The 16,218-nt window shown below is 69.9% G+C and carries 9 protein-coding genes; 5 read left to right on the plus strand and 4 right to left on the minus strand.

All coding sequences use genetic code 11. The annotated features are described in order from the left end of the window. Window positions 1–27 precede the first annotated feature (27 nt). The 3 genes from OV208_RS17785 to OV208_RS17795 all read right to left on the minus strand — a co-directional run bounded on the left by OV208_RS17785 (window position 28) and on the right by OV208_RS17795 (window position 5,462). Window positions 28–1,833 carry a methyl-accepting chemotaxis protein gene (locus tag OV208_RS17785; protein ID WP_267575024.1) on the minus strand — a complete coding sequence of 602 codons (1,806 nt, stop codon included), beginning with the start codon at window positions 1,831–1,833 and terminating at the stop codon, window positions 28–30. Window positions 1,834–2,046: 213 nt separating this feature from the next. Continuing rightward, a complete protein-coding gene (locus tag OV208_RS17790) occupies window positions 2,047–3,228 on the minus strand; it encodes a sialidase family protein (protein WP_267575025.1) in 1,182 nt (393 codons plus the stop codon). A gap of 413 nt (window positions 3,229–3,641) precedes the next feature. Beyond that, a complete protein-coding gene (locus tag OV208_RS17795; RefSeq protein WP_267575026.1) occupies window positions 3,642–5,462 on the minus strand; it encodes an aminopeptidase P family protein in 1,821 nt (606 codons plus the stop codon). A gap of 159 nt (window positions 5,463–5,621) precedes the next feature. Here OV208_RS17795 and OV208_RS17800 point away from each other — a divergent pair, with 159 nt between their 5' ends. The 3 genes from OV208_RS17800 to OV208_RS17810 all read left to right on the plus strand — a co-directional run bounded on the left by OV208_RS17800 (window position 5,622) and on the right by OV208_RS17810 (window position 8,718). Next, the gene (locus OV208_RS17800) at window positions 5,622–5,903 is read left to right on the plus strand and encodes a hypothetical protein (protein WP_267575027.1); all 282 of its coding nucleotides are present in this window, start codon (window positions 5,622–5,624) and stop codon (window positions 5,901–5,903) included. A gap of 206 nt (window positions 5,904–6,109) precedes the next feature. Further along, window positions 6,110–7,357: a glycosyltransferase family 4 protein gene (locus OV208_RS17805; protein WP_267575028.1), complete on the plus strand. Its 1,248-nt coding sequence runs from the start codon at window positions 6,110–6,112 to the stop codon at window positions 7,355–7,357. 176 nt (window positions 7,358–7,533) lie between these two features. Beyond that, a complete protein-coding gene (locus OV208_RS17810) occupies window positions 7,534–8,718 on the plus strand; it encodes a site-specific integrase (protein WP_267575029.1) in 1,185 nt (394 codons plus the stop codon). On the opposite strand, the gene OV208_RS17815 is transcribed toward OV208_RS17810, so the two are convergent. Further along, window positions 8,696–9,121 (minus strand): hypothetical protein, encoded by a 426-nt coding sequence (locus OV208_RS17815; RefSeq protein WP_267575030.1) that lies wholly within the window; start codon window positions 9,119–9,121, stop codon window positions 8,696–8,698. The genes OV208_RS17810 and OV208_RS17815 overlap by 23 nt on opposite strands. 4,284 nt (window positions 9,122–13,405) lie before the next feature. Here OV208_RS17815 and OV208_RS17820 point away from each other — a divergent pair. Together OV208_RS17820 and OV208_RS17825 are read left to right on the plus strand one after the other, a co-directional pair. Further along, the gene (locus OV208_RS17820; RefSeq protein WP_267575031.1) at window positions 13,406–14,359 is read left to right on the plus strand and encodes a DUF2381 family protein; all 954 of its coding nucleotides are present in this window, start codon (window positions 13,406–13,408) and stop codon (window positions 14,357–14,359) included. Beyond that, window positions 14,356–16,146, plus strand: a complete 1,791-nt coding sequence (locus OV208_RS17825; protein WP_267575032.1) for a serine/threonine protein kinase — start codon at window positions 14,356–14,358, stop codon at window positions 16,144–16,146. The genes OV208_RS17820 and OV208_RS17825 overlap by 4 nt, the downstream gene beginning before the upstream one ends. Window positions 16,147–16,218: the final 72 nt, after the last annotated feature.

A 16,218-nucleotide genomic window follows, 5' to 3' on the forward strand; every position in this document is an offset into this window, starting at 1 on the left:
GGAGGCGGAGCCCCCGGGCTTCGTGGATCAGCCGGCCTGGAACTGCCGCGCCAGCTCATCCACTTCCCGGGACACGCCCTGCAACGTCTGGGTGGCGTCCCGGGTGGTCTGCGCGCGGTGGAGCGTCTCCTCCATGATGCGCGACAGGTCGGCGACGGCGGTGAAGACCTGGGTGAAGCCCGCGTTCTGCTGCGTGACGGCGCCAGCGATCTGCCGGGCCGCGCCAGCGCTCTCGCGCGACATGGCCAGCAGCTCGCGCAGGGACGCCCCCGACGTCCTCACCCCCTCCAGGCCGCTGGCGACCTGCTGTCCGCCCTGCTCCCCCATGAGGGACGCGGCCTGGATGCCCTGGCGCAGGTCCTCCAGCACGGAGCGGATGCGGTCCGTCGCCTGGGCGGACTGGTTGGCCAGCCCCCGCATCTCCCGCGCCACCACGGAGAAGCCGCGGCCCACGTCCCCTGCCCTCGCCGCCTCGATGGCCGCGTTGAGCGCGAGCACGTTGGACTGGTCCGCCAGGTCCTTCACCGACGCGGTGATGTCCCCGATGCGCGACGCGCTCTCCGTCAGTGCCGCGAGGCGCGCCTGGATGCCGTCCACCGCCTGCTGGATGGCGACCAGTCCCGCGAGGCTCGCCTCCACGGAGCGCTCGCCCTGGAGCCCCAACGCCTCCGAGCGCTGCGCCACCTGGAGCACGGCCTCCGCGCGGTCCGCGGCGAGCCGGGAGGTGTGCTGGATTTCGTCGGACGTGGCCCGGGCCTCCTGGAGCGCCACGGCCTGCTTCGACAGACTCCCCTGCTGCTCCACCTGCGCGAGTCCCAACTGGTGGCCCGCCTCGCCCAGCCGGTGGGCGGCGGTGTGCAGCGACCGGGGCAGCGCGGACAGCTTGAGCAGCACCGCGCGCATGCCCGCCGCCAGGTCGCCCAGCTCATCCGTGGACACCCAGGCCGGCGCCGTCACTCGGCCCGCGGCCAGCGATTCAATGGCCACCTGGACCGCGCCGGCCCCCTTCGCCTGACGCCGGGCCATCATCCACAGCGTGAGGGCGGGGATGACCAGCATCACCCCGCAGATCCACGCCACCGCGACGGTGAACTCGCGCAGCATCTCGTGGCCCAGCGCATCCAGGTGCCCCACCGCATCCTGCGCGCCCAGCGCCCGGAGGTGCTCCTCCAGCATCGCCCGGGCGACGCGCAGCTTCACCCCCAGCATCCCGCCGCTCAGGAGCATCGTCAGCACCAGCGAGGTCACCGACGTCAGCGGCAGGAACCAGCGCTGCCGGGGCCAGAAGGGGCCTCCGCCCCGAGGCGCCGCCTCCGGAAAGCGCTGCTGTTCGGCCAGCACGAGCGGCAGCAGGCGCTGCTCCAGGCTGAGCGCGAAGGGCAGCGCCAGCAGCACTCCGAAACACGCCGCCACCGAACAGCCCATCACCACCTGGAAGGCGTCCTTCTGGTGCAGCCACGCGGCGATGAGGCTGAAGGTGAACCCGCCCACCGCCCAGGCCCCCGCCGTGGTGGCGGCGGCCGCGCGCCACGGCAGGCGCAGGAGCCGCTCCAGCCGTTGCCCCGGCACATCCCCGGGACTTCGCGCCAGCGCATGCCGACCCACCCACCACAGCGACAGCAGCGGGTATCCCGCGCCGAACACGAGGATGATGGGCGGCAGCACGGTGAGCACGACCTGCGTCGCCTGCGTGCCGCCCAGCCCCATCGCCACGGACACCAGATACCCGGCGATGAACGCGGGCAGCGACATCCACCGAAGGAACAGCCACACGCCCTGTTTGACAAAGGCCGACACCGCGTCGCCTTCACCCGCCATGTCTTGGTTTGTCATTCGCGGGGCGCAGGCTCCAGGCCGACCGGAGAGGGCCGTCTCCCGGTCGCCCGAGCGTAGCGAATCCCCCCGGGACTTGCCCCAGCGGACCGGCATGGAGGCGCGGCCCGGTGTGTTTCCATGTTTCAGTTACCTGTCTTTCCCGCGTTGCCCTGTTTGTCTCTCACGGAAGTCTGGCGTTCACCGGCTCTGGAGATGAAACAGGAGGGGAAGCTAGCGAAGGAGGACCCGGTTCGTGCCCAGCCCGTCGATGACGGCGATGACGTCGTTGGGGGCGCGCTCGAAGAGGCCGGGGGTGTAGTTGCGCGACGTGCCCGTCCACACGGGGCTGGGGGCGGACCAGGTTTCGAAGTTGGCCGTGGTGGTGACGAAGCCGACGTGGCAGTTGCGCTGGTCCACCGGGGCGCTGGACAGGTCGGGCGGGCCGGCCTTGTCCTCGTCGGAGCAGAACGCGACGCCCACCGGGCCCCCGCCCACGCGGATGGCGTAGGGGACGTAGGCGTTGTAGCGGCGGCCGGAGCCCGGGTCGATGCGAGAGCTGTACACGGTGCGGCGCAGCGAATCATCCCACGTGCGGCCCCCGTCCCAGGACTGCACGGCGTTGATGACATTGGCCCGGGCGCCTCCGGTGGGAAAGGCCTCCACGCCCTCCACGACGGCCATGATGCGGTCCCCGGCGAGCTGCACCACCGTGGGCATGCCCTCGCGGCTGAGCGCGCCCGCCCGCTTGTCGCGCGACACGGTGACGGTGCCGTACGCGGTCCACGCCCCGGCGAGGCCCTGGCGGCCCTGCATGGCGATCCACTGGTGGCCGGGGAAGCCGCTCTGCGCGGCCAGCAACTCCGAATCGTAATAGACCTGCAGGTCTCCGTTGCCGCGCCGGAAGAGGAAGGGCGCACCCACGAAGCGCGTCGTCGGTCCGGCGACGGTGCTGTCGTAGACCCAGCCGTCACCGTCGTTGTCGCTGCGGGTGATGGTGACGCGGAACTGGCCGTCGGCGTACTCGCGGAAGGCGCAGAAGACGGTGCGAGTGCCCGGGATGGCCAGCATCGTCACGTCGCCGAACTCCACGTTCGGGTTGTTGGCGACGGAGCCATGCAGGCTCCAGCTCGCGCCCCCGTTGGAGCTCGTCCACACGTCGATGCCGTGGCCCCAGCTCGAACCGCCGATGAGCAGCCCGTCCGCGCGGCGGGTGATGCCCCGGATGGGGGCGCCGCCGGCCGGCATCAGCACCCGCCAGCCTCCCGCCGGAAGCTCGGACTCCACTTGGGCCACGGGCTCCTGGGCCTGCGCGTCCTCTTCCGGCGCGCAGGCACCGAGCGAAGCCGTGAGCAGCGCGAACATCATCAGGCGTCGGGCATGACGCGGGCGAAACGACCAGCAGGATGGGTTCATGCCCACGAGCCTGCCGTCACAGGATTCCCCGCATCAAGAGCTAGAACGGCAATGCTTGAGAAAAATGACGACAGGCCCGTCATGACTAGAACTGGATGCGACACACCTTCTGGTCCGTGCCGCTCACGCCGTTACAAGCGTAGTTGTCACGGCAGTCGTCCTGCGAATCACAGACAGGTCGCATTCGCGTCCACTCCAATAACAGGCAGACTCAACCCCCGCAGCGCCCAGCATGAGCAGACGAAAAACTGCCGTCCATCCATGGCGTCTTGTGGTTGCGCGGTGGAGCGCATCATCAGCCTTCAGAAGAAAATCGAGCCAGATTCCGGGCCCCGCTCCGTATGGCGCGACTCCATCCCCTGGGGGCGCGGGACAGGGCCCTCCCGTCCCGCGAACCGCCAGGAGCGGCGGCCTCAGAGCGCTTCGGTCCGCTTCAGCAACCAGTCGCGCGCCGCGCCTTCGACATGGGGCAGCAGCCGCTCACGCACCATGGCGTGATAGGCATTGAGCCAGTCGGACTCGGCCCTGGACAGCAGGCCCGGGTCCACCAGCCGCGTGTCGATGGGGCACAGGGTCAGCGTCTCGAAGCGGAGGAACTCGCCAAAGGCAGTCGCCTGGTCGGGCACGGTGGCGATGAGGTTCTCGATGCGGATGCCCCAGCGGCCCGGACGGTAGAGGCCGGGTTCGTTGGAGGTGACCATGCCCGGCTCCAGCGCCGTGTGCGGGTCGTTGGGCATCGTCTGGGAGATGCCGTGCGGCCCCTCGTGGACGTTGAGGAAGTAGCCCACGCCGTGGCCCGTGCCGTGGCCGTAGTCCAGCCCTTCGGCCCACAGGGGCGCTCGCGCCAGCGCGTCCAGGGCCGGCGATCGCGTGCCCCGGGGGAACCGGGCGACGGACAGGTTGATCATCCCGCGCAGCACCAGCGTGAAGTCGCGCCGCTGCTCCGCCGTGGGCTCGCCCACCGGGACGACGCGGGTGATGTCCGTGGTGCCCGTCGTGTACTGCCCGCCCGAGTCGATGAGCAGCAGCCCCTGGGTGGGGCTTCCCGGCGTGCACACCGTCGCGTGTGATTCCTCCAGCGCGCGGTAGTGCGGCATCGCGCCGTTCGCGTTGAACGCGGCGATGGTGGAGAAGCTCAGCGACACGAAGCCCGGACGGCGGGCGCGCGCGGCGGACAGGCGCTCGTCGATGGTCAACTCCGTGATGGGCTCGCGGCCGAGCGCCGACTCGAACCACGCGAAGAAGTCGCACAGCGCCGCGCCGTCCTGCTCCATCGCGGAGCGGATGTGCGCGAGCTCCGCGGATGTCTTGCGGGACTTGGCCACCGTCGACGGGTTGAGCGCTTCAATCACCACCACGCCCGGCGCCACCGCCTGCCGCAGGCCGTGCGTCACGCGCCGGGGGTCCAGGAGCAGCTTCGTGCCTTGCGGCAGCGCGCCCAGCGCCGGGGCCGCCTCCGCGTAGGGGGCCAGCGTGAGGCCATCCTTCTCCAGCGCCGCGCGCAGGGCGTCAGGCACCTTGCCCTCGGAGATGAACAGGCGGACCTCGCCAGGCTCCACCAGCAGGTGCGCGAGGAACACCGGGTTGTAGTCCACGTCGGCGCCGCGCAGGTTCGTCAGCCACGCGATGTCATCCAGCGTGGAGATGAAGTGGTGCGTCGCCCCCAGCCGGCCCAGCTCCTCGCGCAGGGCCTGGAGCTTGTCGGCGCGCGAGCCGGGCGCCAGTTCGTGCGCGTACACCGGGGCCACGGGCATCACCGGACGGTCGGGCCAGGCCTCCGCCACCACGTCCAGGTCCGTGCGCAGCGTCACGCCCCTGGCCGTGAGCAGCGTGGACGCCGCCCTCGCCTGCCCCAGGCCCAGCACCGCGCCATCCACCGCCACCGCCTGCCCCTTGGCCACGTTCGCGGCGAGCCAGTCCAGGTATGGCTGACCGGGCGCGTTCGACGTGCGCACCGTCGCGATGCCGCTGCCCGAAAGCTGCGCGTCCGCCTGCTCCCAGTAGCGACTGTCCACCCACAGGCCGGCGTAATCGTGGGTCACCACCAGCGTCCCCGAGGAGCCGGTGAAGCCAGACACCCACTCCCGTCCCTTCCAGCGGCCGGGCAGGTATTCGGACAGGTGCGGATCGCTCGACGGAACCCACACCGCCGCCACGTCGCGGGCCTGCATCACCTGTCGCAGCCGGATGATGCGCTCGCGCGCCGCGGCACCCTGACTCTCCTGAAGGCTCATGGCTTCCTCCGTCGTTCGTCGTTCCAAAGGGCTCCCCTCATGCCGGAAACGGAGCGTCTTTTCGAGGACTCTGGCGACACGACGCCTGCCCAGCCTCCCTCCTGTCCACTAGACTTGTCCGCTCCGCCCTTGCGGGAAACCTCACTTCGGGAGCTGTGCATGCGAAAGACACTCATCGCGGGACTGATGGCGGTCGGGATGCTGGCGGGCTGTGGCGGCGCGGAGGATTTCGACGGAGAAGCCGCCGACCTGAGCACCCGGGAGGACGGGCTCGTGCGGTGTCCGGGAAACCAGGCGTCCAGCATCACCTACTACTCGGGGCCCGACCTCCGGACCATCGTCGGAGGCTACGGTTGCAGCTGCACCACCGGAGCCTCGTCCTTCGGCCGGCGTTCCGATTACGTGGTGGAGCGGATCGGCGCGGTCTGCACCGCGTCCTGAGCCGCGACCGCGAGGCGCCTGGGCGTCCGTGGGACAACGCGATGCGATAGCGGGGTGCATTCCGAACGTGGCATCTGTTCGCCATTGACGGAAAAGCGTCCCGCGCCCCTGGGCCGCTTGCGAACGGGTGGTTACCAAGCCGGTGGCCTCGGCGAGGAGCCCGAGGCCACATCCACCTGTCTCCTGAAGCGGATCTGGCCTCCACCGTGCGACGCGTTCTCGCCATCCTCCCCTATGTTCCGCTGCCCTCGGATACGGGCGGCACCTTGCGCACGCTGGAGCTGGTGCGCGCACTCGCCTCGCGCTTCTCGCTGGACGTGCTCGCGCTGCACCGCCCGGGAAACGACGCGCAGGGTTTCACCCGCTGGCTGGGTGAACTGGGCGTTCCCGCCTCGCGCCTCCACCTGGTGGACATGCCGCGAGTCGCACCGGGAGAGACGCTGAGCAGCACCCGGGCCTTCCTGCGCGGTACGCCGCTCACCTACGTGCGCTTCACGCGCCAGCGCCTCCAGGAGTCCTTCCGCCGCGTCATGGCGGAACGGGGCCCCTTCGACATCATCCACTTCGACCACCTGCACATGGCGCAGCTGTTGCCGCTGGCGCGGGAGCTGAACCCGTCCGCGCACCTGGTCATCGACGAGCACAACGTGGAGAGCCAGTTGCTCGCGCGCATGGCGCCCCTGAGCGCTGCGCCGCTGCGGCCCTTCCTGCGCTGGCAGTTCCGCCGGGTGGAGCGGCTGGAGCGCGAGTGTGTGAGTCAGGCGGACTCCGTGCTCGCGTGCTCGGAGGTGGACGCCGCGCAGCTGCGCGCCCTGGGGGCAAAGCAGGTGCACGTGGTGCCCAACGGCGTGAAGCTGCCGGACTTCGTGCCGGCGGAGACGGCGGGGAACGACCTGGTCTTCGTGGGCTCCATGGACTGGTGGCCCAACGAGGACGCGGTGCTGCGGCTGGCCCGGGAGGTGTGGCCGCTGGTGTCATCGGAGCTGGCACCGGGCAAGCTCATGGTGGTGGGCCGCAGCCCGTCCGCGTCCGTGCGGGCGCTGGAGAACGAGCGGCTGGTGGTGACGGGTTCGGTGCCGTCAGTGGCGCCGCACCTGGCGCGAGCGCTGGCGACGGCCATCCCCCTGCGCGCGGGCAGCGGCACGCGCCTCAAGGTGCTGGAAGCGGCGGCGGCCGGCGTGCCGGTGGTGGCCACGCGGCTGGCGGTGGAGGGCCTGCCCATGGTGGAGGGCGAGGACGTCCTGCTGGCTGAGTCACCGCAGGAGTTCGCTGATGCCCTGCGACGGCTACGCAATGATCCGGACCTGTGCAAGAGGCTCGCGATGAACGCCCGCCGGCTGGCGGAGACCTTCGCGTGGGAAGGTATTGGCGCGGGCCTGGGGGACATCTACCAGAGCGCTTCGGTGATGACCGGGAACGTGAAGAAGACTGCGGACACCGACATCGTCCAGTAATGCCTCTTCGTCCGAAGGCTCTGGCTTTCGGACGAGGGTTCGATTCCCTCCGCCTCCACAAGAAGTAACCCACCGCCTTGATCCGCGCCCCCTCCTGCCGAGGGGGCGCGGTTTGACTCCAGGGACCAAATCCGGTCAGTTGGGACCGAAATTGGACCAAACTGGAGTCTTTCTGCATGGGTAGCGGCAAGGTCTGGACAGGCAAATGGCAGGGCGGGCGCACGTTCACGGCGAAGGACGGCCGCCCGGTGTACGTGCTGCGCAAGATGGTCGCGGGCAAGACGTACACGGTCCACCTCGACGCCCGCAGCGAGACGGAAGCCGAAGCCGAGCTGGCCCTCTTCATGCGAGATCCCGAGGGCTACCGAACCAAGGGCGAAGCCCAGAAGCTCAAGCAAGAGTCCGCCGTCTACCTGGACGCGCCGACCGTGGGCCGCTACCTGGACTTCATGCGGCGCGCGGGCACGACGAAGCGCTACGTGAGCAGCGTTGGCTTTTACTTGGCCGCGTGGGCGGAATCGTTCTCGGGCCGCGACTTGCGCACCGTCACCCTCCAGGACCTTCTACGCGAGTTGAACCGGCAGCCCACTGCGCGCAAGAACCGGGTTACGGCGCTCAAGGCGTTCTGCGCGTGGCTGCGCGAGGAAGAGGGCACGTTGACGGTGGCCGAGGACGCCACCATTTCCCTCAAGGTGCCCGTCAGCCGTCCGGAAAAGTCGGTGCGTGAGAAGGGCTACAGCATCGAAACCATTGAACGGCTCTACCGCGCTATCACCGGGTGGGAGTTCACCAACTTCGACCAGGAGGCCACGCGCCGCGTGACGGACGTGCAATGCGTGCGCGACGTGCTGTGCCTCCACGCCAAGACGGGGATGCACGGCACGGAGATTGAGCGGCTTGCCCAAGGCGAGGGCAAGGTCACGGTGTTGAAGGAGCCGGGCGAAATCGCCGCAACCCTTCGGTTCGTCCACAAGAGCGGGCGTGTTCACGTCCAGAGCATCGACCGTCAGACGCTCGCGGCAGTGCAACGGCTTCAAACGCGCGGTGCTGCGCCTGTGGACAGCCACATCCGGCGCGTGGTGCGGCGGGCCTGCAAGTCCCTGGGCATGGAGCTGGTGCGCTTTGGGGAACTCCGGCACAGCTTTGTTACCTGGGCTTCTGAATGCGGCCAGGAAGTGCGGCCCAAATCAGGAGGACTGCCGCTTGCTGCCATTGCCGCCGTGGTGGGGCACACGTCGCCCGCGACCACCAAGCGCTTCTACGAAAACGTTGCGGTGCCGCCCATGATCAAGGTGCCGCTCCGGCTGGAGCATCCCGAGGATCCGGCAGTGCTGCCGCTCAAGGCTGCCGCAGCATCCTGAGAATCGCTTCCCGTGTCTCCCGCCCGGTGGAAGTGCTCCGGGCGGGTTGCCGCTTGAGCTTGGGGGTTGGCTCGCGGCCGAAGCGCTCCTGGAGTGCTTCGATGCTCTCCACCGTCACCATGGCCGTCTTGCCCACCTTGGGGGCGCGGCTCAGCGCGCCAGCCTTGAGGAGTGCGAAGTCCTGGGAGCGCCCGCAGCCGAGAAGGGCCCTTGCCGCGTCAACGGTGACGGCGCGGGCGGCCTGGACGGGAGCTGCTTGGGTGATGCGAGCCTGAATCACACCCACGGCCTCCCGCAGCCTGCGAAGTTCATGGTGGATCTCCCGCAGCAACGTGGATTCGGTGCCGCTGTCCATGGCGGTGAGATGCTGCGTGTTGCTGGTGTCCTTGTTGGTGTCCTTCATGGGTGCCGACCTGATGGCGTCTGGATGCCCCGTGGGGCGTCCTGGCGGTGTCCGTAATGAGGAGTGCCGCGCGTCGGAGTTTTCTCCGTCCGAGGGCTCGCCTTCCAAGTGGAAGGCACCCCGCAGCCTCACTGCGTCCCCTAATTTTCTCGCATAAGACAAACAATTGTCAAACACCTACCTCAAACACTGCTCCGCCTGCATGGCGGGAGTTTCGCCGTATTGAGCATGTATTTCGCGCTCTGAGGGAGGCAGTTTCGCGCCGGAGTTTCGCCGTTTGGCGCGAATCATTTCGCCGTCTTCAATTGCGCCGCAGGAGGCGCGAAATGGAGATGTGTAATTGCGCCGCACGGCGCGAAACGTTTCACGCCGTGCTGCAATACAGCGGCGCAATTTCGCGCGTGCGCCATCGCGGGCACGTCCTCGGGCGAAATGGCGCCGCGCGGTGGGTTTCGCGCCGTTTCCGGATCCGGAAACGCGCCCACAGGGACGGCGCGTTTTCCCCCGGCCCCACTCTGCCGCGTCTCAGTCGGGCGGACCTCGCGGCGCGTAGGGGCGCACCTCCAGCCGTTTCCGGGGTTTCGCGCCGACCCGCGAGCAGCGGCGCCGATGGCGTAACGAAACGCGCCGGCCGAGGGCGCGAATTGGCCCCGTGCGGCCCTGGTGTATCTGGTGGGGACATTTCGCCGCGTGAGCCGGCCCCACGCGCTGCGTTTCGCGCGCCGTGGAGGGTTTCGCCAACGGCGCCCCCGGTCGCGTTAGGACCCGAGCTAATTTGCGCCGCTGGGCCTGACGCGGGCGCTCCCGTCCCGCCATTTCGCCCGCGTTCGTGAGGATGCCGCCTGCTAGCTCGCTTGCCCCTCCGGGCGGCTGCCGTGCCCCGTTCCGTGGCGCGCGGTTGGGCTCGGCGCGCTCTCGTGGCGTCCGGTGTGGGTGTTGATGCTCCACGGGCACCGAAAGGGCGCCGTGCTCCAGGTGCCGGATCGAGACGGCGCGTTGCTTGGGGCTGGCTGCTGCGCATGGACGGACTCCGGGGTGCCCGGCGCGGCTGCTGGCGACTGCGCCCAGACTCCATGCGCCTCCGAGGTGAGGCTCGGCGCGCGTGCTCGCCACTGAGCCTTGGCGGGCTCCACGCGCCCCGAGGTGAGGCTTAGCGCGGAGACTGACCGCCACTGCGCACCGGATTGACTCCACGCCCCGAGGTGAGGCTCGGCGCGCGTGCCGGCCGCCGCTGCGCACCGGCAGGACTTCACCGCCTCCGAGGTGAGACTCGGCGCGGAGACTAATCACCGCTGCGTCTTGGCGGACTCCACGCGCCCCGTGGTGAGGCCCGGCGCGCATGATGGCCGCTGCCGCGCCTTGGCGGACTCCACGCGCCCCGTGGTGAGGCTCGGCGCGAAACGGCTCCACGGAACGCGGGGGCGGCGCGAAACGACTCCACGGAGAGAGGGGGCTCGGAGCGAAGTGGCTCCAAGGCGGCTCCGAGGAGTGCTCGGTACGGAATGGATCCACGGACTCCGAGGGAGGGCGGCGCGAAACGGTTCCACGGACCGAGGTGATGTTCGTGCGCGGCTCGGTGCTGGCTGCCGTCGTGCCCTGGCCGACTCCATGGCCCGACGTGGTGTGCGGCGCGAAAGGGCTACGGGCCGGTGCGTGGGGGCTGCGCCCTGGCGGACTCAATCGGCAAGCAAGCGGTGGGGCGGCTGCGAAAGCCCTCCGATATTCCGCAATTGCTCGATCCCTCGGGCTTCATGCGCTCGGTGTCAATGGTCGCCGTACTGGGCATGGTTTCGCCGCCATCTCGGAGCCGTGAAGCCATTTCGCGCCGAGCGTCCCCTCGGGGTCCGTGGAGCCGTTTCGCGCCGCATCCCCTCGGAGCCTTCTTGGAGCCATTTCGCGCCGAGCCCCCTCGTTCCGTGGAGTCGTTTCGCGCCGAGCCTCACCACGGGGCGCGTGGAGTCCGCCAAGACGCAGCGGTGATCAGTCTCCGCGCCGGGCCTCACCACGGAGGCGGTGGAGTCAATCCGGTGCGCAGCGGCGAGCATGCGCACCGGGCCTCGGCCTCACCACGGGGCGCGTGGAGCCCGCCAAGGCGCGGCAGCAGCCAGCATGCGCGCCGAGCCTCACCACGGAGCGCGTGGAGCCCTCTCGCGCCGCCCCCTCGGGGGCGCATGAGAGCGATTTCGCGCCAAGCCTCACCTCGGGGCTTACGGAGCCGGCCGGTGCGCAGCGACCATCACCCAAGCACGGCCCCGCTCGGAGCCCCATGGAGCCGTTTCGCGCCGCCCCCTTGGCGCCGTAGAGGCGTTTTGCGGCGCACCCCTCGGAGTCCGGGAAGCCACTTCGCGCCGAGCGCCCTCTCGGAGTCTGCGGAGCTGTTCGCGCCGCACTCTCTCAGGGCGCGCGGAGTCCGGTCGGTGCGCAGCGGCCAGCACGCGCGCCGAGTACCCCCTCGGGTCCGTGGAGCCCTTTCGCACCGTACCGCCTCGGGTCATGCGGAGCCCGGCCAGCACGCGCACCAAGCACGCCCCCGGGGCGGTGAAGCCCGGTCGGTTCGCAGCGGTCATTATCCGCACCGAGCACCCCCTCGGGGTACATGGAGCCCGGCCAGTGCGCAGTAGCGGCGCCGAGCATCCCCTCGGAGCATGTGGAGTCCGTTCGGTGCGCAACCGCCAGCACTCACCCCACGCCCCACCACGGAGGCCGTGGAGCGTGGAGCACGGCCGGTGTGCAGCCTCCAACCGCCGCGCCGAACGCCACCTCGGGGCCGTGGAGTCCGCCAGTGCGCCGCAGCCAGTAGCAGCGGCGCTCATTACCTCGGAGGCCGTGGTGCGCAGCCGCCTGCACCCGCACCGAGCCCCCCCACGGGGCGGTACATCCTTTTCGCGCCGCCCCCTCGGATGCGTGGAGTCCGGCCGGTGCGCAGCATCCAACAGACGCGCCGAGCACCCCTCGGAGGCCGTGGAGTCCGCCAAGGCACGGCGGCAGCCAGCACCGGCCACGCCGAGCCGCACCTCGGTCCGTGGAGCCCAGTCCGTGCGCAGCCGCCAGCGCCCAAGCACCTCGCCACCTCGGGGCGCGTGGGAGCCTTTTCGCGCCGAGCATCCCCTCGGAGTCCGTGGAACCTTTTCGCGCCGAGCACCCCCTCGGGGCTGTGTAGCTGTTTCGCGTCGAGCACCATCGCGGGGCCGTGGAGCCATTTCGCGCCGCACCCCTCGGGACCGTGGAGTCCCGCCAGGGCACAGCCGCAGCCAGCACCAGCTCACCCCCTCGGGGGCCGTAGGGCCGTTTCGCGCCGCCCCACCCTCGGAGGCCGTGGAGCCATTTCGCGCCGCACCCGCTCGGGGCCGTGGCGCTATTTCGCGCCGAGCACCCCCTCGGTCCGTGGAGCCGTTTCGCGCCGCACCCCCTCGGAGGCCGTGGAGTCTTTTCGCACCGCGCATCTCCCCGGGGTCCCATGGAGCCGGTCGGTGCGCGGCAGCCCCCGCCCCAAGCGCCGCCTCCATCGGAGTCCCGGAAGCCGTTTCGCGCCGTGCCCCTCGGAGCCGGTTTGCGCCGCACCCCTCGGAAATGGGAAGCCGTTTCGCGCCGCACCCCTCGGGCCGTATTGCGACACGCACCCCGTCGGAGCCGTTTCGCGCCACACACCAGCTCAGGCGCGTGGCGCATTTTCTCGCCGCGCACCACCTCGGGCCCGAAAGTCCGCCAGGGCGCAGCGGCAGCCAGCACCCGGGCGTCACCTCGGGCCATGGTGTCAGGGCACGGCGGCAGTCAGCATCCGCCGCGCCGAGCCTCACCTCGGGCCGTGGAGCCCGGTCGGTGCCCCAGTCGCCCACTACGACCCGAGCACCGCACCGCCTCGGGGCGCGTGGAGTCCGGCGGATGCGGAGCCGCCAGCGCCCGCTCCGAGCATCGCCTCGGGGCGGTGGAGTTCGGCCGGTGCGCAGCCGCCAGCACCCGCGCCGCGCCGTGCACCACCTCGGAGGCCGTGGAGCCCGGCCGGTGCGGCGGACCAGCACCCGCACCTGGAATCACCTCGGAACGGTGGAGTCCGGACGGTGCGCAGCAGCCAGCGTTCACGCCGAGCACCACCTCGGAGGCTGCTATGGAGCCCGGCCAAGTTGCAGCAGTCAGCACCCGCCGCACGCCACCTCAGGGCAACCCTGCGAGTGCACCCAATGGCTCGCACCTACTCGGCACACCTTCAGACCTGGCCCTCGCAATCGCACGTTGCCAGGGGCGGGCGCACGCTCGGGCAGGATGGGCGTCTGTTAGGGTCAACGCATGAGGTTTCGCCCCTTGCCACGACTCCCCGGGCTCTTGTTGGCGTTCTTGTCCTTCGCGGCGTGGGCAGCGGCAGCGGAGGACTCCGCCCTGCCCAGGTTACGGATGCGGACCGTTGCGCTCACCGCGAAAGCCGAGGGAGTGCGCGTCTCCACCAGCATTCCCACCACGTTGACATTCGACACGCCGATCAACGCGCAGGCCGTGAAGCTGGGCGAAAAGGCCCCCGTGGAAATCCTGGGCGCTGGAGAGCGCTCCCTCACCCTCCGGGCGCTGGAGGAATTGAGCGAAGCGGTGACGTTGCGCGTGCCGTTTCTCAACGAATCGATCCTGACGGCGCCCGTCTTCAAACTCACCACGGCGGCGGACGTGGTGGACGCGCAAGTCCTGGTGTTCCGCGAAGCTAGCGCGCCGGAGTTGATACGGGCCCAGCTTGCCGCATTGGAGGCCCGCTGCTCCGCATGTGAGGCAGCACTCGCCACGCAACGCGAGCGCGGCACGGCCATGGGCCCTTCCGGTTGGATTCTCTCGGGGCAGGTGGAAACGAGCACTGGCATCAAGGTCAAACAACTCCGTGCGCCGCCCCTCAGTGCCACAACGGGCCTGGAGGTAGCGTCCGTCTACCGCTTCAATGCGGATGCGTGGGTGGTGCTCGCCGTGGAGGTGTCGAACCGCTCCGGGCCGCCCTGGAGGCCGGGCAAGGCATGGCTGGAGAGTCCATCCACCGGCCGCCGCGTGGAGGCGCGCACGGTGGCCATGGCGCCGGACGTGCTGCCGCCCAACGGCACGGGCCGTGTGGCGGTGGAGTTGGATTGGAAGAAGGGGGAGTCCGGGCCGAACGGAGAAGCCTTCCGGTTGGTGATACAGGAGGCGGCGGACGGCACCCGGCCCCTTTCCATTCCGGGCGTGGTGCTTGAGGACGGGACTTCAGCGCAGGAGAAGAGCGGACCATGACGACGGCGGAAGTCTTCAGCTACCTCAAGCCCGGTTCCCGCCTGGGGGCCTACCGCGTCCGCGAGTGGAAGGGCGGGGGCGCCTATGGCGACGTCTACCGGGGCGTGAAGGACGGCAAGCCCGTGGCCCTCAAGCTCTCCAAGCACCGGCAGCACAGCGCGGATCCGGGAAAGACGGATGAACGCCTGCTGCGCGAACTGGTGTGCCTCGTTCACGTAGACCATCCCCATATCGCCAAGGTGCAGGGCTGGGCGCGCACGCCGCAGGGACGCGGGTATCTGGTGCTGGAGTACGTGGACGGCTGGACGCTGGCGCACTGGCTCCAGGACGCGCGGCCCACCTTCCAGCAGGTGGCGCGCCTCTTCGCGAAGCTGGCCCATGCCCTGGAGCACATGCACGGCCGGAGGGTGCGCCACCGGGACTTGTCGCTCTCCAACATCATGGTGCGCAAGGTGGACGGTGAGCCCGTCCTCATCGACCTGGGTGCGGGGGAATACTCGGGAGCCCAGGAGTTGACGGACGCGCCCCTGCCCCCGGGCACCCACCGCTACCGCTCTCCGGAAGCGGCGCGCTTCTTCAAGGAGAACCAGAACAACCCCGACGCGCGTTACCCCTTCCCGCCTGAGGATGACCTCTACTCGCTGGCGGTGTGCCTGTATGACGCGCTGACCGACGCGGAGCCCGCGCGCGGCGGGTGGGAGGCGCGCAAGGCGCCCCGCATCGACGTCAACAGCCCCATGTGGGCGCCCCCGTCCGCGCGCACCGCCAACCCTCGCGTGCCCGAGGCGTTGAGCGAGTGGGTGGAGAAGTGGATGGCGCGCGACTTCGAGAAGCGGCTTCCCTCACTGGCCTCCATGCGGGAGGCCCTGGAAGCGCTGGGGGCCCAGGAGGGCGCGGAGTGGCAAGCCCCTGTGCAGGCGCCTCCGGACACGGGCGCCGTTGCCCTGGAAGCCACGGGCCGCCCTCCAGCGAAGGCACGGCGGCGAGTGCTGGCGGGAGCCGTGGCCGCCGTCGTGCTCGCCGTCGGCGCCTTCGCCGTCTTGCGCGAAGCCCCTTCACAGGAAGCTCCGCCCGTCCCAGCAGTGCTGGAGTCCTCCAGCGGCCCGCTTGCGCGGGCCCACCAAGCGCTCCCTTCACCGCCCGCACCGTCCGCCAGTGCAGTACCGTCCCCGTCCGAGGTGCCCCCCGCCGTGAAGGAAAGTCCCTCTGTGCCTGCCCCCACGAATCCGTCCCCGAATCCGCCAATGAAGTCCGCGCCCGCTTTCAGCCGTGGATTCCTCAAGAAGTGCGCAGAGGCGGGGGCGTTGGCCGCCGCGCTGTTGGGCTGTCCCGCGCAGCAGGTGCAGCCCACGCAGCAGAAGTGCTCCGCAGCGGCATATGAAAGCATGCGGAGGCTCGGCCTCAATGACGGCTCGGGGGTCCCAATCCTCGTTGACGCGAAGCAGCCCTTCTTGAGATCGCCCGACGAATGCAAAGCCGCAGGTCGCGTGTGGAGCGACGACATGGGTGAGTGCTTGACCCTGCTGGGCGATGGGAAGCTCGAATCCGAAACTGTGGTGAAACTGGCCAGGGTGCCCGAGGGCTCGCGGCTCTACGGCCGGGTGTGGACGGAAGGGGCGACGGTGGTGGGCCGCTATACCCGGGCCCGTCTGCCCAATGGCGCGGAACACGAAGTCTGCGTGTCACTCTCGCTCAATGGGGGCTTGGACAAGCTGCCCGGTTCCAAGCCCGGTGCCGCGCTCGTGCGTCCAAGAGACGGTGTGATCTTCTTCGGAGGGCCAAAGTGATGAGGTTGGGGCGTAAAGGCGCGTTACAGAAAGGCGCCTGAAAACTGGCCCCAATAGCATTAGCCACAGGGT

The sequence above is a fragment of the Corallococcus sp. bb12-1 genome, assembly GCF_026626765.1.
Classification (GTDB): Bacteria; Myxococcota; Myxococcia; order Myxococcales; family Myxococcaceae; genus Corallococcus; species Corallococcus terminator.